Origin of the sequence: Neptunicella plasticusilytica (genome assembly GCF_047922965.1) — a bacterium.
Lineage (GTDB): Bacteria > Pseudomonadota > Gammaproteobacteria > Enterobacterales > Alteromonadaceae > Neptunicella > Neptunicella plasticusilytica.
The window spans coordinates 3,036,726-3,058,064 of record NZ_CP150481.1 but is presented as its reverse complement, the minus strand read 5'-3'; the positions used below and the strand labels follow the sequence as shown (position 1 = coordinate 3,058,064).

Sequence of the window (21,339 nt, the reverse complement as noted above, 5' to 3'; positions counted from 1 at the left end):
TAGTTAACTACATTTAAAAAAAACATAACGACGGACAATAATATGAAAACTAAAACAAAAATCGTCTCGGGGATTATCTTGGTGATTGTTGCTGCGGGGTTGTATTTCGGCCTGGCTGGCAAAAAGGAAAACAAGGGGCAGGAAGTTGAGGTCGACAAGGTCAAACTGGCACAAATCGTACAGAAGGTTAATGGAACCGGCAAGATCCAGCCTAAAACGCAGATTAATATCAGCGCCGATGTCAGTGCCAAAATTACTCGTCTGGAAGTTAAGGAAGGCGATTGGGTAGAAAAAGGCCAATTTTTGGTGGAGCTGGACAGGGAACGTTATCTGGCTAGCGTCGAAAGTGAGGAAGCCACGGTTCGATCCGCTCAGGCACAAGCCAAATTGGTTAAGGAAAATCGCGATCAGGCCGAAAAAGTATTTCGCCGTGCCCAGGAGCTGGTTACCCAGAAACTGGAATCCCAGTCTGCTCTGGACAGTGCACAGGCACTCTATCAGGTTGAGGTAGCGCGTTACGAGTCAGCGCTTGATCAGGTCGAACAAAGCAAAGGCCAGTTAAAACAGGCGCGTGATGCACTGAATAAAACCACCATTTACGCGCCGATGTCCGGAACCGTCAGCAAGCTGAATAAAGAGCAGGGTGAAATTGCTATCGGCTCACAGTTTCAGGAAGACGTGATTATGATCATCGCCAACCTGAATGAAATGGAAGCGCTGGTTAAAGTCGACGAGAACGACATTACTGCCATCCAGTTGGGCCAGCATTCGGATATTGAAGTAGACGCCTTGCTGGGTGAGCGTCTTTCCGGAAAGGTATCTGAAATTGCCAGCAGCGCAGTAGATATTCCGGCTGGCACCACCAATCAGAAAACCGAGTTTGAAGTCACGATTGCGCTAAGTGGTGACGTATCCAAATTACGCCCAGGTATGACCGCCAGTGCCGATATTGTCACCGATACCCGTGAACAGGCGGTGAGTGTACCGATCCAGACTGTGACGGTAAGAACAGCCGAACAGCTAAAAACCGAAGGACAAAGTTTTACTGCCGGTAAAGATGGTTTTGTGGAACTGGTGTTTGTGGTTGAAAACGGTAAATCGGTGGCCAAAGCGGTTAAAACTGGTATCCAGAGTGATTCATTAATTGAAATTGTTGATGGGGTTAAGGAAGGGGAAACCATCGTTACCGGCAGTTACCGGGCGATTTCCCGTGAGTTAACTAATGGTGGTTTAGTCCATATCAAGGCCGATGATAAACAGGGCGCTGAATAATTATGGCTGCCGCTAATCAATCAAATGCCATATTGCAAATTCGCGATGTGGTGAAAACTTACCAGATGGGCGATCAACAGGTGCACGCTTTAAAAGGCGTGTCGTTGCAAATCGAACAAGGCGAATACGTAGCGATTATGGGACCTTCCGGTTCGGGAAAATCGACCTTGATGAATATGATTGGTTGTCTGGACGTGCCCACCTCCGGCAGTTATTTGCTTCAAGGCGAATCGGTGGGCGAAATGAGCGAGGATCAACTGGCTGCAATCCGTAACGAGAAAATCGGCTTTGTGTTCCAGACCTTTAATCTGGTGCCGCGGGTCAGTGTGTTCAGTAATGTGGAGCTGCCGCTTATCTACAAAGGTGTGAGTAAAAGTGAGCGCCGCCGGATTGCCGAGAATGCGATTGAATCGGTGGGTTTGTTGTCGCGTAAGGACCATAAACCCAATGAATTATCAGGAGGACAACGCCAGCGGGTGGCCATTGCCAGAGCACTGGTCTGCAATCCGTCAATTATTCTGGCCGATGAACCCACAGGTAACCTGGATACTGAAACCGGTGATGAGATTATGAAGCTGATGAACCAGTTAAACGACAAGGGCCATACCATAGTGCTGGTCACCCACGAAGATGATATTGCCGAACATGCCAAACGGGTGGTGAGACTCAAAGACGGCTTAATCGAAAGTGACAAACTCCAGTCGCAAAAACAATTAAGCAGTGCTGCCGGTTGATGGCTGTGTCGAATTAACAAGTGAGAAACTGGAATGAAACTAACACTTGATATCAGTGAATCATTCAAGATTGCGGTGGCGGCGCTACAGGCCAATAAAGCTCGCGGCGGGTTAACCGCCTTAGGCATTATTATTGGCATAGTTGCAGTTATTACCACCATGACAGCGGCCAACGGGTTGCAGATTTCATTTCGTGAATCTTTCGCTTCGGTGGGTTCGGATGTGATTTATGTGTCTCAGCGTCCCTGGATCCAGACCGGACCTAATTTTCAGTACCGTAACAGGCCACCCTTGACCATGAATGAAGTCGATGATCTGGAGCGACGATTATTAGGTCGGGCGGTGGTCAATCCCAGTATGGGACAAAATCAGGCGGTCAAATATCAAACCAGAATAATTGATAATTCACGGGTGATTGGCACAACCGACAAACAAGTTATTGTGTCCAATATGGTGCCAGACAGAGGGCGTTTTTTGATGCCTTTTGATGTGGAATACAAGAAAAAGGTGGCGGTTATCGGCTCGGAAATCGCCGAAGGATTGTTTGGCGATTTTGACCCCGTTGGTCGTGATTTCAAAATAGGGATGTACAAGTTTACCGTGATCGGAGTGATGGAAGAGCAGGGCGGCAGCGTGTTTGGCGGACCTAACTACGATCGGCAGATCTTTATTCCTATCAGCACCTACGGCAAAGTCTTTGGTAATAGCGGTGGCCGTTCCAATGTGGATATTGCCATTAAAGCCCCTTCACCCGATGCCATGGAAGATTTCGAATACGAAGTGATTGGTGAAATGCGCAAAATCCGCGGTTTGAAACCCATCGAGAAAGACGATTTCTCGATAAATAAACTCGACAGCCTGCTGGATGCCTATAACTCGATTATGGGTGTGGTGGTACTGGTTGGATTGGCGATTACCGGTATTTCGTTATTTGTCGGCGGAGTCGGAGTGATGAACATTATGTTTGTGTCGGTGACCGAGCGCACCAAGGAAATCGGTATCCGCAAGGCGATTGGAGCCAGACGGCGCAGCATTCTGATGCAGTTTTTGTTCGAAGCCGCGGTGATTTGTCTGTTTGGCGGTATTGTGGGGTTAACTATTGCGGCGATGTTAACCGAAGTACTGAATCAGACGCTGATGCCTGCCAGTTTATCACCGGCGATTATCATTATCGCGTTGCTGGTATCGGTGCTGGTGGGGGTGATTTCCGGTTTTGTGCCTGCCTATCGCGGTGCCAAGCTCGACCCTATTGAAGCGCTCAGGTATGAATAAAGGAGCAAAATAATGAGATTACTAGATACCTTTGTTATGTCACTGGGCGCGATACGCAGTAATAAATTGCGTTCCGGTTTAACCTTGTTCGGGATTATTTTGGGGGTCGCATCGATTATCGGCGTGATGACGGCGATTTCGGTCATCCAGGGTACCATGGAGCGGGAAATGACGGTATTGGGCACTCAAACCTTCCAGATCCAGAAATGGCCAAACGGTTTTAGCAGTGACGAGCAACGCCGTGAAGCGATGAAGTGGCCACCGGTGACGCTGGAAGAAGCACAGGCCATTCGCGACAACGTGCAGTCGGTAGATTTGGTTGGTACCGAATTCTGGGATGGCGGTAAAACGGCCAGTTATCAGGGCTATACTACCGAACCCATAGTGTCGCTATGTGGTGGTTCGCCGGAATATGCCGAGAACAATACCCACTTTATCGCCAATGGCCGCAATATTTCACGAATGGATATGCTCACCGCCGCCAAAGTCGTGGTGATAGGTAATACGTTAGCCGAAGAGTTGTTTCCTTTTACCGATCCCATAGGCAAAACCATCCGGGTGGATGGTCGCAAATTTGAAGTTATCGGTGTGTTCGAGAAAAAAGAATCTGCTTTTGGCGGACCCTATGAAACATTGGCGCTGATGCCAAGCGATACCTACACCAATATTTACGGCATGTTTTTCGATAACGGCTTTCCCCGTTCGGCTAATGTGACCATTCATGCCAAAACACCGGAGCTGTTACCCGACGCGATCGAAGAGGTGCGGGCACTTATTCGCCGTATTCGCAATGTGAAGCATACTGAACCGGACAATTTCTATTATTTCACCAGTTTGAGCCAGATCGATCAGTTCAATGAATCCACCAAGCCGGTCAAAATTGGCGCCTTTGTAATGGGGGCGGTGGCACTAATTGTGGCCGGGATTGGCATTATGAATATCATGCTGGTATCGGTCACCGAGCGCACCAAAGAGATTGGTATTCGCAAATCGCTGGGGGCTAAACGGCGCAATATTCTGGTGCAATTTTTATTTGAAGCCGTGGTGCTATGTAATGTTGGCGGGATTATCGGGATTTTTCTCGGTTTTAGTCTGGGTAACCTGATGTCGGCGATGACCAATTTCGATGCCAATATTCCATACGAATGGGCGTTATTGGGCATGGGATTCTGCAGCTTTATCGGTATTGTCTTCGGTATGTTACCGGCGATTAAAGCCTCCAAACTGAACCCGATAGAAGCCTTGCATTATGAGTAATGACAATTTGAATGGGATTGTAGATAGCCATCCTTTTTTAGGTTCACCCTTCGACTGCTCATTCTTCGCGCTCAGGGCGAACGGGTGGATAACTGGACGGTTGAAAAAAAACGGCAAACGCTCATTCTTCGCGCTCAGGCGAACGGGACTTATCATTTTTGTATACAAACCTCTGCGCTCATTCTTGTCGCTTAGGGTAAACGCATGGGATGGTGCTAAAGTGCTCACTGGTATTCGCGCATTCTTTGTGCTCAAGGCGAACTGCCCTCTAGCTTTGGAATATTACGCTCGTTGATTGCTTGTTCGTTGCGCTTTAGGTGAATCGATTTTAGATAAGTAAAAAGATCACAGAGCTGATTGTTCAGCCCTGTGATTTAACGTTATTTGGTTTTAAATCGCTGTTCGGTGACCATGGCCAGGAACATATAGTTGGTGGCCGCTACCCCCAATAACATACTCGGTTTGTGCCAGAAGAACGGCCAGATTTTTTGTTCCGGTAAATCCGGTCTGGTTATAGTCTCCGGATCATCCTGCTGGCTCCATTGAGTAATTTATCGAAGTTAAAATCCTAGAAGTAAATCAAACGTTTAACTCGTTTTAGCGACGATGTAACAGCAGTGCATTTATCACCTCTTAAGCAGCAACTGACTGAATACGTATGTAATTTTTCAATTTTACTCGTGAGCGATGCGGTCATTCGGTAGTATCTGTCGATTAACAAACCTATAACAATATCGTCGATGAAAAACATGTCGATGATTGCAAGAGAATCGCACTATGCAAAAAATCAAACCGGAACTGAGTTTCTGGCAAATCTGGAATATGTGTTTTGGCTTTTTGGGGATCCAGTTTGGTTTTGCCTTGCAAAATGCCAATGTCAGTCGAATATTCCAGACATTGGGCGCGGATATGGACAATATCCCGATTCTGTGGATTGCCGCGCCTGTCACCGGTTTGATTGTGCAACCTATTATTGGTTATATGAGTGACAATACCTGGAATCGTCTGGGGCGGCGGCGCCCCTATTTTTTGTATGGCGCTATTGTTGCCAGCCTGGCGTTGTTTGTGATGCCCAATTCACCCAGTTTATGGATAGCGGCCGGCATGTTATGGGTGATGGATGCATCGATCAATGTGTCGATGGAACCCTTCCGGGCATTTGTCGGAGATATGCTTCCCAGACAACAACGACCATCCGGTTACGCAATGCAAAGCTTTTTTATCGGCGTGGGAGCCGTTGTAGCCTCGGCGTTGCCCTGGATGATGTCAAACTGGTTTGGGGTTAGCAATGTTGCCGAAGCGGGCATGATCCCCGATACCGTCAAGTTTGCCTTTTATGCTGGTGCCGCGGTATTTATATTGGCGGTAGGCTGGACAGTTTATTCCACCAAAGAATATTCCCCCCAGCAATTGCAGGCATTTGAAGATGCCGAACTGGTACGTGAAAAGCTGGATGCTAATCTGGTTTTATCGCGTCCGGCGGCGACCTATTTTAAGCAGGGACTATTATGGCTGTTTGCCGGCAGTGTGATTGCCATAGTGGTTGCCGTTAATCAACTGGATAAGCAGTTGTTTATTTTAGCTGCCGGACTGGCGTTGTTTGGTGTTTGCCAGTTTGTTGCCGGACGGATGGCACAAACCAATCATACAAGCAACGGTTTTGCCCAGGTGATGAATGATCTGTTTGTTATGCCGGATACCATGAAGCAATTGGCCTGGGTCCAGTTTTTTTCCTGGTTTGCGCTATTTGCCATGTGGATCTATACCACCGCAGCGGTGACATCCCATCACTATGGCACCACAGATACCGCCACTGAATTGTATAACGAAGGCGCTAACTGGGTTGGTTTAATGTTTGCGGCCTATAACGGCTTTGCTGCCATTGCCGCGATAGTGATCCCCTTTATGATCCGTATGACCAATTTGAAAGTGACACATCAGATTAATCTGGTAGCAGGCGGGCTATCGCTCATTGCATTCCTGTTTATTCAGGATCCTGTGTGGCTAATGGTGCCGATGGTGGGCATTGGTTTTGTCTGGGCATCAATTTTATCCTTGCCTTATGCGCTGCTGTCTAACGCCCTGCCGGTAAAAAAAATGGGGGTGTTTATGGGCATTTTCAACTTCTTTATTGTGATCCCGCAGATACTGGCCGCCAGTGTCTTGGGTTTTCTGGTTAAGTCACTATTCGATAACGATCCGATTTACGCGTTGCTGTTAGGCGGGATCAGCTTTTTTATTGCCGCTGTGCTGGTTTGGCGGGTAACAGAAAATGATTAATTTGCAGCGTTCTAATCCAGTTAAAACCGCTCTGTTGGCGTTCGCCGTTGTCAGTATTTTAAGTGCTTGCCAGAACGCTCAAGTGAGCAAACATATTGCTGGCAAACAGGAATATATTGGTACTCGTGAGCCTTTTGCTAGTGAAGCGATCTATTTTGTGATGACCGATCGCTTTGTTGATGGCGATCCGACCAATAACCAGCAAGATCAGGGGGGAGACTATCCCACCTTTAATCTTGAATTACAGGGGCCGGATGGGCGTACTGCCAATGTTGGCTACATGGGCGGTGATTTTAAAGGGATAGTGGATAACGCCGGTTATATTAGCGAAATGGGTTTTACCGCGGTGTGGTTATCGCCGATTGTGGATAACCCCGATCAGGCGTTTGCCGGTGGTGAGGCGATAACCTTTGGCGGTGCGTTTAAAGATGGTGGTAAAACCGGCTATCACGGTTATTGGGCAGACAATTTTTGGCAGGTTGATGAACACTGGCCTTCAGATAACTTAAGTTTTAAACAAATGACCCAAACATTGCGTCAGCAGTTCGGGTTAAAAACGGTACTGGATATTGTCGCCAATCATGGTACGCCATCCTTTGCTATGCCTGAAGATCAACCTAAATTTGGCGAAATTTATGATCAGCAGGGGCAATTGGTTGCTGATCACCAGAATCTGCCCCCTGAACAGCTTGATAGCAATAATCCGTTGCACGCGTTTTTCCGCCATGAACCGGATATTTTGCAATTATCTAATCTGGATGATCGCAATCCGCTGGTCAGGGATTATCTGATCAATGCTTATTTATACTGGATAGAACAAGGGGCTGATGCATTCCGTATTGATACCATCAAGCATGTTCCCCATGATTTCTGGAAAGAGTTTACTGACAGGATCCGGGCCAAACATCCCGGTTTTTTTATGTTTGGCGAGAGTTACAACTACGATGCGGATTTTATTGCCGAACATACGTTGGCACAAAATGGTGCCGTCAGCGTGCTGGATTTTCCCGGTCAACAGGCCATGGTGAAGGTTTTTTCGGAACCTGACAGTGACTTTGCCGAACTGCAGGATTATCTGCACTTAACCGGTGGTCCCTATGCCAATCCTTATGAATTGGCGACTTTTTACGATAATCACGATATGCCGAGGATGAATGCCAGTGATAACGGCTTTATTGATGCGCATAACTGGTTGTTTACGTCACGCGGCATCCCTGTTGTGTATCAGGGGTCCGAGATGGGCTTTATGCGCGGGACCAGTGAGCATCAGGGCAATCGTAATTATTTTGGCCAAAGTGGTGTGCAGATGGCCAGACAACATCCTATCCGCCAGCATTTGGCTGCAATTGCCAATGTGCGGAAAACAACCCCTGCGTTGCAACGAGGTTTACAGTTGAATGTGAGACTGGCAGGCCAACAAGCCATATTTTATCGGGTACTGCAAACGGCTGATATTGCCCAGACTGCCTTGGTGTTGTTGAATAAATCTGATCAGCCAGCGGATTTTAAGGTCGCAGATTATATGCAAGCCGGTCAGTGGCAAGAGGCCTTGAGTGGACAGACCCGGCAAATATCGGATTCATTATCTGTGACAGTCGCTGCTCACGGGGTACAGGTTTGGGTACATAACGCAGAAGTCACCGGGCAGCCATTAGCCGCGCGCCTTGCCAAATTAATGCAACAATAATAAGGATGTAAACCGCCGCTTATTTAAGGTATGTAATCTTATACATACGTGTCGTTTTCGGGTCTGTAACCATGTAAAAGAAGTTGTTTAAATTTTAACCGTCAAGACAAGTTTAACTATCTAATTAAAACGACAAGAGGCGGTTAATATGAAAAAGTCACTGATAATTGCGACATTGGCAACAGCATTGGTTAGCCCTTTCTGCTTTGCCGACATTAATGAAGATTTGCAGAATATTTGTACTATTGTCAAAAATGATGACAAAGGCGAGTTACGCAAGAAGATGCGAACGGTGCAGAATGATTACAACCTGCGTTTGGGCGACTATTACACCGGAATTTCATGTGGTGGTAACAGCCTTATCCGTTATTCCATGCAGAATAATTCGGCAGAAGTGGGTACTTATATGATCAAAAAAATGTCCAAGAAAGATTTATCAGCGGCCGAGTCAGATGGCATGGCAATTAAACAATGGGCAGAATCAAACGGTTTTATTGACTCTGAAATAGGTCAGGAACTTGTTGCCAGACTAAACTAAATCATTCAAATTGAATATCTGCATAGCCAGAAAAACAAAACCCCACGTTTGTGGGGTTTTTTATGGCTATCTGTTATCTGATGACTAGCTGTTGGTTACTGCCTGTGCTTCGGTTAAACCACGGTTGATATCAATCACATCCTGTTCGGTCAATGTACCGGCAGCCAGTTTCAGACTTAGGGTGCTGATAATATAACCGTAACGGGCGCTAGCCAGATTACGTTTGGCATCGTACAGGTTACGAGTACTATTCAATACATCAACAATAGTACGGGTACCCACATCAAAACCTGCTTCAGTGGCACTTAATGCACTTTCGGCTGAAATAACCGCCTGTTGCAAGGCCTTGATTCGTGAAATCGAGGCTGTCACATCATAGAAGTTGGAGCGCACATCGCGCACTACCGAACGGTGAATGCGTTCACGTTCCTGACTGTCGACGATAAAGTTTTCACGTGCCACGTCAACAGCAGCTTCGGTTCCACCCCCGGCATAAATAGGGACGTCCAGATTTATACCGATATAATTGGTATTGTTACGACCACTATCATTAACGCCGTTGGTTTCGGTATCGGTAGAACTTAAACGGCCGGTTAAACTTAATTCCGGATAATGACCTGTTTGTGCCAGATCGATATCTTCTTTAGCAATATCAACCGAAATATTGGCTGCCATTAACTGGGTATTTTTGTCATTAGCAATACTTAACCAGTCCTGCACCGCTGTGGGGGAAGGGTCACCCGCGCTGAATCGCTGCTTGTCCAATACCAGCAGATCCTGATGGTATCCTCCGGTAATCTCACGTAACCCTTCAAGCTGAATTTCAACCGCATTACGCGCGCTGATTTCCGACGCAACAGCATTATCAAACAATGCCTGGGCTTCGTGTACGTCTGTTTTGGCGGTTAAACCTACGGCAAAACGCTGAGAGGTTTGTTCCAACTGACGTTCAATTGCGCGCTTTTCGGCCTGGGCAAATTCCAGATCGTCTTGCGCCTGCAATACGCTGAAATAGTTGCTCACTGTTCTGACAATGAGATCTTGCTGGGCGACAGCAAGATACGCATCAGCTTGACTGGCAACCAGTTCGGCTCTATCCAGACGCGAATAATTAGCGGCACTATATAGAGACTGGCTCAGATTCAAGGTCGCGCCATTTGATTTACTATCGGCGTCACCACCGGTGCGGCTGGCAGATAACCCCAACGAAATCTGCGGCAACAAACTGGAGCGACTCACCCCGATTGAGGCAAAAGCGGCATCTCTACTGGCTTGCGCCTTCAAGGTTGCCGGATCGTTTTGTAATGCTTGCTGATAAACCTGATACAGATCATCTGCAAAAGCTTGTGAGGCCACGCTAAAGCCAACAAGCACTGACAGGATCGTTTTTTTCATGTGTATTCCTTTGTTTTTCATTTTTGCGGCTAGTGCAATTTTAGAGTCTGGTTTTATATGCGGTTAAAGTCTATGAAAATCAACTGCTAAGTGTAAGTAGTTTGTCGTAACACAGCGTATCCAAGTGTAACAGGATATGTTGTCAACTATGCCGACTTGATATTTCAAAATGGACACCTAAATAAACAGCCTCTTGAAGTTGCCTATCTTTCCTATCACCCCTGTTGATAAATGAAAGATAAACAGCTTGTTGATAATACTATCTGAAACAAAACAATGTAAGCTATCAGTTTGTTGTCATTAGCTAGTTTATAAAATTACATCGGAGTTAATTTGTCAGATAGCAAACCTGCCATGTTCAGTTTTAATCATCAGGATATTGAGGTCGTGAGCAAACGACCGGTTTATCAGGGCTTTTTCAAACTGGACGAATATCGTTTCAAGCACCGGCTATTTGCCGGAGGCTGGAGTAATGAAGTTGCCAGAGAAATTTATCAGCGCAGTGACGCTGTCGCTGTTTTGCCCTTTGATGTAAAAAGAAATGAGCTGGTGTTGATTGAACAATTACGCATTGGTGCCATTCAGGGGCACAATAGCCCCTGGCTGCTGGAATGCATTGCCGGTATGATCGAGCCGGGCGAGGAAGCGTTGGATGTGTGTCGACGTGAAGCGCAGGAAGAAGCTGGCCTTGAACTGGGCAGAATACATAAGGCGTTAAGTTATTTATCCAGTCCGGGCGGCACCACGGAACGATTACATATTTACATTGCCGAAGTGGATGCGCAAAATGCCGGCGGGATCCACGGGCTGGATGACGAAAATGAAGATATACTGGTACATCGAGTATCAGTTGAGCAGGCTTATGGCTTGCTCGAACAAGGCAAAATTGATAACGCCTCCACGGTGATAGCATTACAGTGGCTGGCACTGAATAAAGGTAAACTCATTGAACAATGGTCTTAACAGCAAGTTTTCCGAACTACGCCAAAAAGGCAAATACGTGCCCAATTTGTCGCGGTTGCAGGCCACTTGTGATGTTAACTATGCAAAACTGATCAAACTCATTCCTGAATGTGATGATGATTCGCTCAATTACCGTTTCGATAACGGTAAAGATGTTTTTTACGATGTGCGAATTATGGAATGTTGTCCCTATACCACCACAATTGAAGTTAAGCAGCGCAATGTCGGTTTACCGGAATATATTCAGCCGCGTATGCAGGTCAGGTTGTATCATGATGTGAGAATGGCTGAGGTAATGAAAAGTCAGCATGTGAGCGCCATAAAAGGCAGTTATGTTTACCCTAATCCCAAAATGCACCAACGCAATGAAAAAGAAATGGTTAACCTGTTTCTAACCGAGTGGTTGGCCTTTTGTCAGCAATATATTGATAGCCGGACATCGATCCAAAACCGTAATTAGATGTCCAGCCCGTTACTGTTAGCGCAGATTTCCGATTGCCATTTATACGCCGACAAAGACAAAGCCGGCTATGCCGATATTGTGCCCTACGATACTTTGCAACAGGTGTTGCGCCTGCTGGCGGAGCACAGACCCGACGCGCTGCTAATCAGCGGTGATCTGAGCGGCGATCATTCCCGCCAAAGTTATCTGCATTTACGCCATTTATTGCAAACGGAAATAAATTCTTTACCTGTCCATATGATAGCGGGGAATCACGATGACAGAGCGTTAATGCAAGCAACTTTTGAGGAACAACAGCTACTGGATTTAGCCCCGGCTACATATGGGGGCTGGCAATTGCACGGCCTAAATAGTCAAGCCAAAGGAACTTTGGGCTATGTTTCACAACAGCAACTCGAACAGCTAACAGATCGGGTAAACCGGCACGCCGATTTACATCATATTGTTGCAGTACATCATCATCCTATTGCCGTTGACGGGTGGATGGATAAGCACCAATGGACAAACCGGCAGATATTCCTGAAGCATATTGATACCCTACCCGAGGTTAAAGCGGTACTGTATGGTCATATCCATCGTGACGTCCACCATCGGCGTCAGGAATGCCAATACTGGGCCTGTCCTTCGACTTGCTGGCAATGGGGAGACGGGGCCGAGTTTGGTTTAAGTACCCAGCAACCGGGTTTTCGATTATTGCGTTGCTTTGATAATGGTGAAATTGCCAGCCAAGTGTATCGGTTAGCAGATTAACTACTAAACCAATAATGTCGATACGCTGGTAATCACTGCCGAACCGCCAATACGCACGGTTAACTGGCTGTCTTCCTTGTTATCCATTTCAATCGATAACATGCTCTGGCGCTGGTCATTAGCCCCACGTTGTACCGAGAAAATATGCGTGCCCGGTTTGGTATTGGGATTCTGGCAAAGGTAATTGGCAAAATGTCCCATGACAGGCGCCACAGGCGGATCTTCATGAGTGGCAATATCAGGGCCAACCAGACGAGCATGAAAGTCGGCCTCGTTATTATCAGTATTGTTTGAGAACAGCAATATACCGTGGGCGATGGATGCCGGTGCCGATGAGTGACTCCAGGCGTTCATGTCAAATCGGGCGGCGCGGACTGCGTTGTAAGATTTAATGGGCACGATCAAATAGGGCACATCGCAGGATACGATTAACGATTGATGCTGGTCAAAACCGATATCTGCCGGGATAAGCGATAACATGCTGGCCAGTTCTTCACGGGTGGGAACAAAATGGTCGATTAACGCCCGGGTCTGTTGCGACTGGATAATTAATCCCGGCTCGCCACCGTCATTAGTCACATAAACCTGACAAACCTGCTGGTTATTTTTAAAATACAGGGGAGTTTGCGAATCCAGCGGCAGCATTTTTAATGACGTTAGCACTTTGGAGGCGGCGATTAACGTATGGGTTGCAGGCTTGACCTCTTTTTTGCTGGCATTGAATATGCGCAATCGCTTGGTATTGGGTTGTTCATCATTGAGCACAAAGACGGTATCGGAGGCATTATTCTCGTTGGCAATAAGTTGCATTGTGTTGTCATTTATACCGTCAGCTTCGGGAAAAACCGGAATACGTGCGCCATTAAAAGGTTTGTTGGTGAAGACATCAGTGGTATAAAATTTGTAATCCATTATTGTTCCTGCGGTTATGCCGTGCGCTTTGTTGTATTAAGGAAGATGCCTCTAATATGCCACATTTTATTTTGTACTGTCACGGATTTCAGAGTTCGCCCCAATCAGCTAAAGCCCTTGCCACCAGACATTATTTTAATAACACTTTTCCCGATATAAGATTTTCCACACCGCAATTGCCCTGTTATCCCAAACCGGCCATCGAACTGCTGGAAAATTTGTTACAGCCCTACAAAAGCTGGCAATTAGGCTTTATTGGCAGTTCATTGGGAGGTTATCTGGTCACTTATCTGGCTGAGAAATTTGGCGGCAGGGCAGTGGTGGTGAATCCGGCTGTGCGCCCCTATGAACTCTTGCAAGACATGGATCAAGAACTGGTCCAACCCTATACCGGCGAAGTATTTCGCTTGGACTCCCAGCATATGCAAGATCTGAAAGCGGCTGACAGTGAGGTGCTGTCACAGCCTGAAAACTATTGGGCATTACTGCAAACCGGTGACGAAACGCTGGATTATCGTCAGGCGGCAGACAAGTATCAGCGCAGCAAACTCACTATTGAGCAGGGGGGCGATCACAGTTTTGTCGGTTATGATAATCATTTACCCGAAATCGCTAACTTCCTGATTAATCCACAGGACTAGCAATAAAAGCTGTTTTCACACACGGGCAAATTTAGGCCTACTTTGCTTCCCGGCGTAAGAATAAGGATTTTTGCTGGATAGTTCGGCAAACAACCGGCTTTTTATAATTCGTCGGTTGTTTCCTATGCTGATTTGGCGTAAAAACGTTGTTATGTATAAAGGTAATTAAGCCTGGTTGCAGACAGTTATTTACCACTAACGATTAACAAGATAAGTGCGCACCTATGTCTCAATATAACGCTGACGCGATTGAAGTTCTTAACGGTCTTGAGCCGGTTAAACGCCGTCCCGGGATGTACACCGATACCACTCGCCCTAACCATTTAAGCCAGGAAGTCATCGACAACAGTGTGGATGAGGCGTTGGCCGGTTATGCCAGCAGTATTAAAGTGATTTTACATGCTGATCAGTCGATTGAAGTCATTGATGACGGCCGAGGTATGCCGGTGGATATTCACGCCGAAGAAGGGGTGTCCGGTGTTGAGCTGATTTTGTGTAAATTACATGCCGGTGGTAAATTCTCGAATAAAAACTACCAGTTTTCCGGTGGTTTGCACGGCGTGGGTATTTCAGTGGTGAATGCCTTGTCAACCCGGGTGGAAGTCACCATTCGTCGCGATGGTAATGTTTACCAGATTGCCTTTGAAAATGGCGATAAAGTTGAAGAGTTGGCGATTATTGACACTTGCGGCAAACGCAATACCGGTACCCGGGTACATTTTTGGCCGGATCCCAAATACTTCGATTCTGCCAAGTTTTCGGTGTCCAAATTGCTGCACGTGTTGCGTGCCAAAGCGGTGTTATGCCCCGGATTGCGTATTCGCTTTGACGATAAAGTCAATGGTGGTACTCAGGAATGGTATTTTGAAGACGGCTTAAAAGATTATCTGTATCAGTCGGTGCAGGAGTTTGTCTGTATTCCGGAAAAAGAACCTTTTGTCGGGTCTTTTAATGCTAATAACGAAGCGGCTGATTGGGCGGTAATGTGGCTACCCGAAGGTGGCGACATGGTGACGGAAAGTTACGTTAACCTGATCCCGACGGTGCAGGGCGGAACCCATGTTAACGGCTTGCGCCAGGGGTTACTGGAGTCGATGCGTGAATTTTGTGAATTCCGTAATTTAGTGCCGCGTGGAATTAAATTGTCGCCGGAAGATATCTGGGATCGCTGCTGTTATATCCTCTCGACCAAAATGCAGGATCCGCAGTTTGCCGGTCAGACCAAAGAGCGGTTGTCCTCCCGGCAGGCAGCGGCTTTTGTGTCAGGCGTGGTCAAGGATGCCTTTAGTCTGTGGTTGAATGAACATACCGAAGTGGCAGAACAACTGGCCGAGATGTGTATTGCCAATGCGCAAAAACGCTTGCGTCAGAGTAAAAAAGTGGCACGTAAAAAGGTCACTCAAGGCCCCGCTTTACCCGGAAAACTCACCGATTGTTCTACTCAGGATACCAGCCGTTCCGAACTGTTTTTAGTCGAAGGGGATTCGGCCGGTGGTTCGGCAAAACAGGCGCGCGATCGCGAGTTTCAGGCGATTATGCCGCTGCGCGGTAAAATTCTGAATAGCTGGGAAGTGGACTCGTCACAGGTATTGGCATCACAGGAAATTCACGATATTTCGGTTGCACTGGGTATCGATCCTGATTCTACTGATTTAACCGATTTACGTTATGGCAAAATCTGTATTCTGGCTGATGCAGATTCGGATGGATTACATATTGCCACCTTATTATGTGCCTTATTTGTACGCCATTTCCGTACTTTGGTCGATCAGGGCCACGTATTTGTCGCCATGCCGCCGCTGTTTCGTATCGATGTGGGTAAAGAAGTGTATTACGCGCTGGATGAAGGTGAGAAGCAGGGTATTCTGGACCGTATCCAGGCCGAAAACAAACGCGGTAAAGTCAACGTGCAACGCTTTAAAGGTCTGGGTGAGATGAATCCGTTGCAACTACGCGAAACTACCATGGATCCTAATACTCGTCGTTTGGTGCAACTCACTGTAGATGATAATGTGCATATGATGGAACTGATGGATATGTTGCTATCCAAAAAACGCTCACCGGATCGCAAAGAATGGCTGGAAAACAAAGGTAATATGGTGGAGTTGGTGTAACGGTGGATTGCTGATTCACTAAAACCGCGGGTGGACGTTGTCTAGCTTGACACCCAATTGAGCACAAATTATGTGGCACAATAAAAGCACATTGGTTCTTATCTTTATCGCTGGCTTTACTGTTGGCACACTGGATATGTTTTACGCCTGCTTATTCTGGGATATTAAGGCTGATGTGTCACCACTGCGGATATTTCAGTCGGTGGCAGCGGGTTTATTAGGCCAGCAAAGTTTTCAAGGCGGATATGCTACTGCCGCGTTAGGACTGGGTTTGCATTTTCTGATCGCCATATTGATGGCAGCGACCTACATTGTCGCCACATTGCGTTTAGCCTGGCTTAATACCTCTCCCTATTTATATGGCAGTCTGTATGGTGCAGCTTTGTACAGTATTATGCATTTTATTGTGTTGCCATTATCTGCTGCCGGACCAAGTACGCCAGATACAATCTGGATCACTTTGACAGTGTTGGTACATATGTTGTTAGTTGGTGTGCCGATTGCGTTATTTGCTAGAGGTCAGTCAAACTGAGAAAGCCGCTGTATTTTAAATCGGAATGATCACTGGCTAGTCAAACTTGTTATGGCTGTCTTTTGCAAATCTTTCGAGTCGCCGGATAATTAGTTCAGGGTAAGCGGTCTGGTAAAGTTTACGCATGGTACCATCAAGGTAACTTTGTTCCAGTGCGCTCTGCCAGCGGGTAACGCGCTTGTCGTCTACATCTTTTGAAAAAGCCAGATAGCGTTGCCTTTCGGTTAAAAATGCCACTGGAATTAACTGATCGCCAGCTTGTTCAGCCGCAGCAATAAATTCTGTTAACATCAACTCACTTACCGGCGTGACGTCGGCGCGTCCCAGTAGCACCATTTGTTGGCAGTCACCCATTTTACTGGTGAGAATGAGATTGTGACCCACTTTGAATCCAAATTTCTTTACCTCGTTGACAATAGCGGAATTGCGATAGCTACAGGCGATATAATCATCTGGTGACGTATTAATATCTGGCTTATCAGCCACTTGTTGTTTTAGTCCGTAAAGTGACACATGATAGCTTTGCAGTGGACCAACCCATTTAAACCAGTTTTCACGCTCTTCTGTTCGTACCGTTTCAAACAAGGCAATCCCGGACTCAGTTCGCGCAATCTTCATCGCCCTGGCCCAAGGTAATACTTTTATTTTGCCAGGTTCATCAAGGCGCTGTTGTAAGATATGGATAAGTTCTACAGTCACTCCCGCAGGCTCTCCATTTTTATCTAAAAAGGCACTGGGTGGGCTATGTTCAGTTAATAATCTAAGCGGGTAATAGTCTTTCGCTGAAACGTTACTCGATGACAAAATACACAGAATACTCAATAGGCATAACGTTTTAAACGGTTTCTTCATGCAAGCCTTCGCTAAAAATCCACATTTCTGATACTTAATAACATAGATTTTTGCTGATAAATACCGTAGTCGTAATTTTCTCAATTGGCCTAGACTACTGCAAGTCCGCAGAAAAAAGCAGAACACTCCTTGTGCTTAACATTCAATCGATTATGAGGCAGGGCAATGAGCACCGTTATCTACCCAAGCCTTAAATAACTGGCCAAAGGCTTTCTGCGTTCCTGGCACAGGTTCGCGACCTTTACCCGGGTTCCATCCCCAACCGACCAACTCGTCTTCTGCCATATGATGGATAAGTTCGTCCATGGTTTTTCCTCCGTTACGTTTTTTATCCTTTATCTGCTTACAAATTTCGCCTAGAGATTTGCCGACCCAGGCCATTTCGACAGGCGCCAAATGCCAGACAGGATTGCCGGGGATGCTTTTAATATCTTCAGTTTGGCCAACTACTTCGATATTTTCGTTGCTGTGGCAGGTGTTGCATTCCATGCCAGCCATACCCAAGTTGGCTGGCCCTCTTGAAACCGGAGGCTGGTGCAGTTTCATCTCCATTCCTTGTCGTGGATGATTATCGACTGGATGGCAGTTCATACATCTTGGATGCTGGATAACTTTACCCATTTCTTTAAACATCGCCGTGGAGCGCGCTTCCTGATCCTCAATATCCGCAAAAGCACTGACTGGTTGCAACACTGAGTTATTGTTTTCATCTTCTGCAGCGTGAGAATCTAACGGCAAAGTGGTCGCTGCGGTCACCGCACTTATTAGTATGCTGGCTGATAACAGATTTAATTTCATGTTCTTGTTCCTCAGGCTGAATGGTTTGGCTGGATTGGCAAGCGACGAACCGGCTTACCCGTGAGTCTTCGCCACGCATTTGCCACCGCAGGACCGATAGGTGGAACACCCGGTTCCCCAACGCCGGTTGGCGCTTCGGTTGATTCAATTACAGCCACTTCAACGTTAGGCATTTCATTAATTCGCAACGAACGATAATCATGAAAATTAGACTGTTTAACTTTGCCGCCTTCGGTTAGCTCAATTTCATCATACAAGATGGCTCCCAGCCCAAACCCGACACCACCTTCCATCTGCGCCCGGATATGCCCAGGATTCACTGCGACTCCACAATCCACCGCCACCCAAACGTTATGTACAACGGGATATCCTTCCGTATCTTGTGAAACTTCGGCTATTTCCGCCACATAGGTGTTAAAGCTTTTATGTACAGCGACGCCGCGCATGCGGTTGTCCGGGACAGGCCCCGCGCTATCAGCAAGTTCGGCGACTTTTTTAAGCACTCCCGCCTGGCGCGATTCCGGTTTTAATAAGGCCAGACGTCCTTTAACCGGATCAATGTTGGCTTTTTCCAGCAGTTCATCAAGAAAAACTTCCACCGCAAAGCCTGTATGGGTGTGCCCGACCGACCGCCACCACAAAACCGGTACACCTGTTTTGGTATTGTGGGAATACACGCGCAGATTAGGGATGGAATAAGGAAGGTCCGATGCGCCTTCTACGCTGGTTTCATCCAGCTCATCTTTGTGCATGATCGACTGACCGGCGATCACCTGATCCCAGGCCACGATTTCACCTTTTTTGTTGATCCCGCCGCGCAATTGATGAATAAATAAAGGCCGATAAAAGCCACCACGGATATCATCTTCGCGGGTCCATATATGTTTAACCGGTCTGGACATACCCGAAGCTTTAAACGCTTCTGCGGCTTCGTGCATATAAGGCGAACCAAACTGTGCTCGCCGCCCAAAACTACCGCCTGCATACTGAATATGAATGATCACTTTATCCTGGGGCACGCCACATACATCGGCAATCGCTTTTTTATCCATACCCGGAAATTGCGCGCCGTTGTAACAATCAATGCCACCTTGCTCATTTTTCATCAATACAGCATCCAGAGGTTCCATTGGCGCATGTGCCAGATAAGGAAAAACAAATTCAGCATCAATCGTGGTTACGCCATCTTCGACCAGCGCCTGTTTAACATCGCCATTATCCGTTGCTTTTAAACCTGTGGTTTTCATCTGCTGGCGATAATCGTCGATAATCTTATCCGAGGAACGGGTTTCTGCTGCGCTAAGATCCCATTCAACCGTAACTGCATCACGGCCTTTCAAGGCCGCATAGGTATTGTTGGCATAAACGGCGATGCCTTGCGGTATCGCTTTAACATCGACAACGTCCGGCACCTTCAAGGCTTTCTTGCCATCGAAAATGGCGACTTTTGCGCCAAAATAAGGCGCATGTTTCACCACCACGATAAGCATATCATCGGCATCAATATCCAGGGTGAAGGTGGTCTTACCGGTGGTTTTAGCTGGCGTATCTAAACGTTGTTTATCCGTTCCGATAATGCTAAATGCATCAGGCTGCTTAAGCGTGACGTTATCCGGAGGGGACATCATTGCTGCACTTTCCGCCAATGGGCCAAAGCCAGATTCCTGCCCGGATTTTTTGTGCAGGATCTTGCCTTTATTTACCGTAATTTCGTTGGCTGGAACTTGCCATTTTGCGGCCGCCGCCGCCACTAACATCGCTTTAGCGGTTGCTCCTGCCTTGCGAAACTGTTCATAAGAATTAGCGATAGAGGTTGAACCACCAGTGCCTTGCATGCCAAACGCCATATTTGCATAGGTTTTATCATCCGCGGGAGATGACTCAACACGCATCTGGCTCCAGTCGGCATCGAGTTCTTCAGCGACTAACTGGCTTAAGCCCGTGTACGGGCCCTGTCCCATTTCCAGGTGCTTAGACATCACGGTGACCAGACCATCTGGCGCTATTCTGACAAAAGCATTAAGTAATGGTGCGTCCGGGGCGTGGCTTTGCTTGTTGTTAAGCATCGTTACTGACATGGCTTTTGGTACAATGGTTAAGCCAATCACCAGTCCTGCTCCGGCAATGAAATGTCGGCGACTGATATTATCAGGGTTATTGGTCATGGTTTATGCCTCCATGTCTTTTGCGGCCTGGTGAATTGCTTTACGTATTCTTTGATAAGTGGCACACCGACAAATATTGCCCACCATCGCACCATCAATATCATCATCTGTGGGTTGTTGTTTTTGTTTAAGTAGTGCCACCGCAGACATAACCTGACCCGATTGACAATATCCGCACTGCGGAACATCGATATCCATCCAGGCAGACTGGATGGCCTTAGCTTCTTTACCCTCAAGCCCCTCTATAGTGACCACGTCATTTCCATCGATCGCTGAAACCGGCGTAACACAAGAACGTCGACTCATACCATTAACATGCACAGTGCAAGCACCGCACTGCGCTATACCACAGCCATATTTGGTGCCGGTGAGTTTTTTATCGTCTCTTAAAACCCAAAGCAGCGGGGTATCAGGATCGCCGTCGAATTCAGTTGATTTTCCGTTTAATTTGAAAGTGATCACAGCAGGTAGCTCCTTTTCTGAATGATTAATGGTGACATAACCGGGGGACAACGTGGCTATGAATAGATTGTTTTTACGTGATTTTGCTTATGCCTATTATAGGAAAGGATGGATCTTTTGATTAATTATTTACCAAAAAAATAAATTGGCTGAACAGGCTGAGGTAGCTAATACAAAAAGCCAGGTTAGCAAACTAGGGAGGCTTGACTGATAAAAATAGAGGCCAACATGGGGTGGCCTCTATTTTTGTCA

The 21,339-nt window shown here is 46.8% G+C and carries 19 protein-coding genes; 13 read left to right on the top strand and 6 right to left on the bottom strand.

Features of this window, described 5'->3' with window-relative positions; genetic code table 11:
* Positions 1-42 precede the first annotated feature (42 nt).
* From V1467_RS13735 to V1467_RS13705, 7 genes are all read left to right on the top strand, one after another.
* Complete coding sequence (locus V1467_RS13735; RefSeq protein WP_416305545.1) at positions 43-1,272, top strand: efflux RND transporter periplasmic adaptor subunit; 1,230 nt, start codon at positions 43-45, stop codon at positions 1,270-1,272.
* Positions 1,273-1,274: 2 nt separating this feature from the next.
* A complete protein-coding gene (locus V1467_RS13730; RefSeq protein ID WP_416305544.1) occupies positions 1,275-2,006 on the top strand; it encodes an ABC transporter ATP-binding protein in 732 nt (243 codons plus the stop codon).
* A 33-nt stretch (positions 2,007-2,039) separates the two neighbouring features.
* Positions 2,040-3,278 (top strand): ABC transporter permease, encoded by a 1,239-nt coding sequence (locus V1467_RS13725; RefSeq protein WP_416305543.1) that lies wholly within the window; start codon positions 2,040-2,042, stop codon positions 3,276-3,278.
* Positions 3,279-3,290: 12 nt separating this feature from the next.
* Positions 3,291-4,535, top strand: coding sequence for an ABC transporter permease (locus V1467_RS13720; RefSeq protein ID WP_416305542.1), 1,245 nt, complete (start codon positions 3,291-3,293; stop codon positions 4,533-4,535).
* A gap of 777 nt (positions 4,536-5,312) precedes the next feature.
* Positions 5,313-6,815: an MFS transporter gene (locus V1467_RS13715; protein WP_416305541.1), complete on the top strand. Its 1,503-nt coding sequence runs from the start codon at positions 5,313-5,315 to the stop codon at positions 6,813-6,815.
* Positions 6,808-8,502, top strand: coding sequence for an alpha-amylase family glycosyl hydrolase (locus V1467_RS13710; RefSeq protein ID WP_416305540.1), 1,695 nt, complete (start codon positions 6,808-6,810; stop codon positions 8,500-8,502). The genes V1467_RS13715 and V1467_RS13710 overlap by 8 nt, the downstream gene beginning before the upstream one ends.
* 148 nt (positions 8,503-8,650) lie before the next feature.
* Positions 8,651-9,040: a DUF3718 domain-containing protein gene (locus V1467_RS13705; RefSeq protein ID WP_416305539.1), complete on the top strand. Its 390-nt coding sequence runs from the start codon at positions 8,651-8,653 to the stop codon at positions 9,038-9,040.
* 84 nt (positions 9,041-9,124) lie between these two features.
* Here V1467_RS13705 and tolC read toward each other — a convergent pair whose 3' ends face one another.
* Positions 9,125-10,435, bottom strand: a complete 1,311-nt coding sequence (gene tolC, locus V1467_RS13700) for an outer membrane channel protein TolC (protein WP_416305538.1) — start codon at positions 10,433-10,435, stop codon at positions 9,125-9,127.
* 354 nt (positions 10,436-10,789) lie between these two features.
* Here tolC and nudF point away from each other — a divergent pair, with 354 nt between their 5' ends.
* The 3 genes from nudF to V1467_RS13685 are packed head-to-tail and all read left to right on the top strand — an operon-like array spanning position 10,790 to position 12,611.
* Complete coding sequence (gene nudF / locus V1467_RS13695) at positions 10,790-11,398, top strand: ADP-ribose diphosphatase (protein ID WP_416308706.1); 609 nt, start codon at positions 10,790-10,792, stop codon at positions 11,396-11,398.
* A complete protein-coding gene (locus V1467_RS13690) occupies positions 11,382-11,858 on the top strand; it encodes a DUF1249 domain-containing protein (protein WP_416305537.1) in 477 nt (158 codons plus the stop codon). The genes nudF and V1467_RS13690 overlap by 17 nt, the downstream gene beginning before the upstream one ends.
* Entirely contained in the window at positions 11,859-12,611 is a 753-nt protein-coding gene (locus V1467_RS13685; protein ID WP_416305536.1) for a metallophosphoesterase family protein, read from the top strand.
* Positions 12,612-12,614: 3 nt separating this feature from the next.
* On the opposite strand, the gene V1467_RS13680 is transcribed toward V1467_RS13685, so the two are convergent.
* On the bottom strand, positions 12,615-13,523 hold the full coding sequence (locus V1467_RS13680; RefSeq protein WP_416305535.1) for a PhzF family phenazine biosynthesis protein: 909 nt from the start codon (positions 13,521-13,523) through the stop codon (positions 12,615-12,617).
* A gap of 56 nt (positions 13,524-13,579) precedes the next feature.
* On the opposite strand from V1467_RS13680, the gene V1467_RS13675 reads away from it, so the two are divergent.
* The 3 genes from V1467_RS13675 (at position 13,580) to V1467_RS13665 (ending at position 16,810) form a co-directional block, all read left to right on the top strand.
* Positions 13,580-14,164 (top strand): YqiA/YcfP family alpha/beta fold hydrolase, encoded by a 585-nt coding sequence (locus V1467_RS13675; RefSeq protein ID WP_416305534.1) that lies wholly within the window; start codon positions 13,580-13,582, stop codon positions 14,162-14,164.
* Between the two features lie 224 nt (positions 14,165-14,388).
* Positions 14,389-16,278: a DNA topoisomerase IV subunit B gene (gene parE / locus V1467_RS13670; protein ID WP_416305533.1), complete on the top strand. Its 1,890-nt coding sequence runs from the start codon at positions 14,389-14,391 to the stop codon at positions 16,276-16,278.
* Positions 16,279-16,348: 70 nt separating this feature from the next.
* Positions 16,349-16,810, top strand: coding sequence for a hypothetical protein (locus tag V1467_RS13665; protein WP_416305532.1), 462 nt, complete (start codon positions 16,349-16,351; stop codon positions 16,808-16,810).
* A 36-nt stretch (positions 16,811-16,846) separates the two neighbouring features.
* Here V1467_RS13665 and V1467_RS13660 read toward each other — a convergent pair whose 3' ends face one another.
* The 4 genes from V1467_RS13660 to V1467_RS13645 form a co-directional block, all read right to left on the bottom strand.
* On the bottom strand, positions 16,847-17,662 hold the full coding sequence (locus V1467_RS13660) for a substrate-binding periplasmic protein (RefSeq protein WP_416305531.1): 816 nt from the start codon (positions 17,660-17,662) through the stop codon (positions 16,847-16,849).
* 150 nt (positions 17,663-17,812) lie between these two features.
* Entirely contained in the window at positions 17,813-18,460 is a 648-nt protein-coding gene (locus tag V1467_RS13655; RefSeq protein ID WP_416305530.1) for a hypothetical protein, read from the bottom strand.
* An 11-nt stretch (positions 18,461-18,471) separates the two neighbouring features.
* Positions 18,472-20,625 carry a molybdopterin cofactor-binding domain-containing protein gene (locus V1467_RS13650; protein WP_416305529.1) on the bottom strand — a complete coding sequence of 718 codons (2,154 nt, stop codon included), beginning with the start codon at positions 20,623-20,625 and terminating at the stop codon, positions 18,472-18,474.
* 3 nt (positions 20,626-20,628) lie between these two features.
* Positions 20,629-21,087: a (2Fe-2S)-binding protein gene (locus V1467_RS13645; RefSeq protein ID WP_416305528.1), complete on the bottom strand. Its 459-nt coding sequence runs from the start codon at positions 21,085-21,087 to the stop codon at positions 20,629-20,631.
* Positions 21,088-21,339 lie beyond the last annotated feature (252 nt).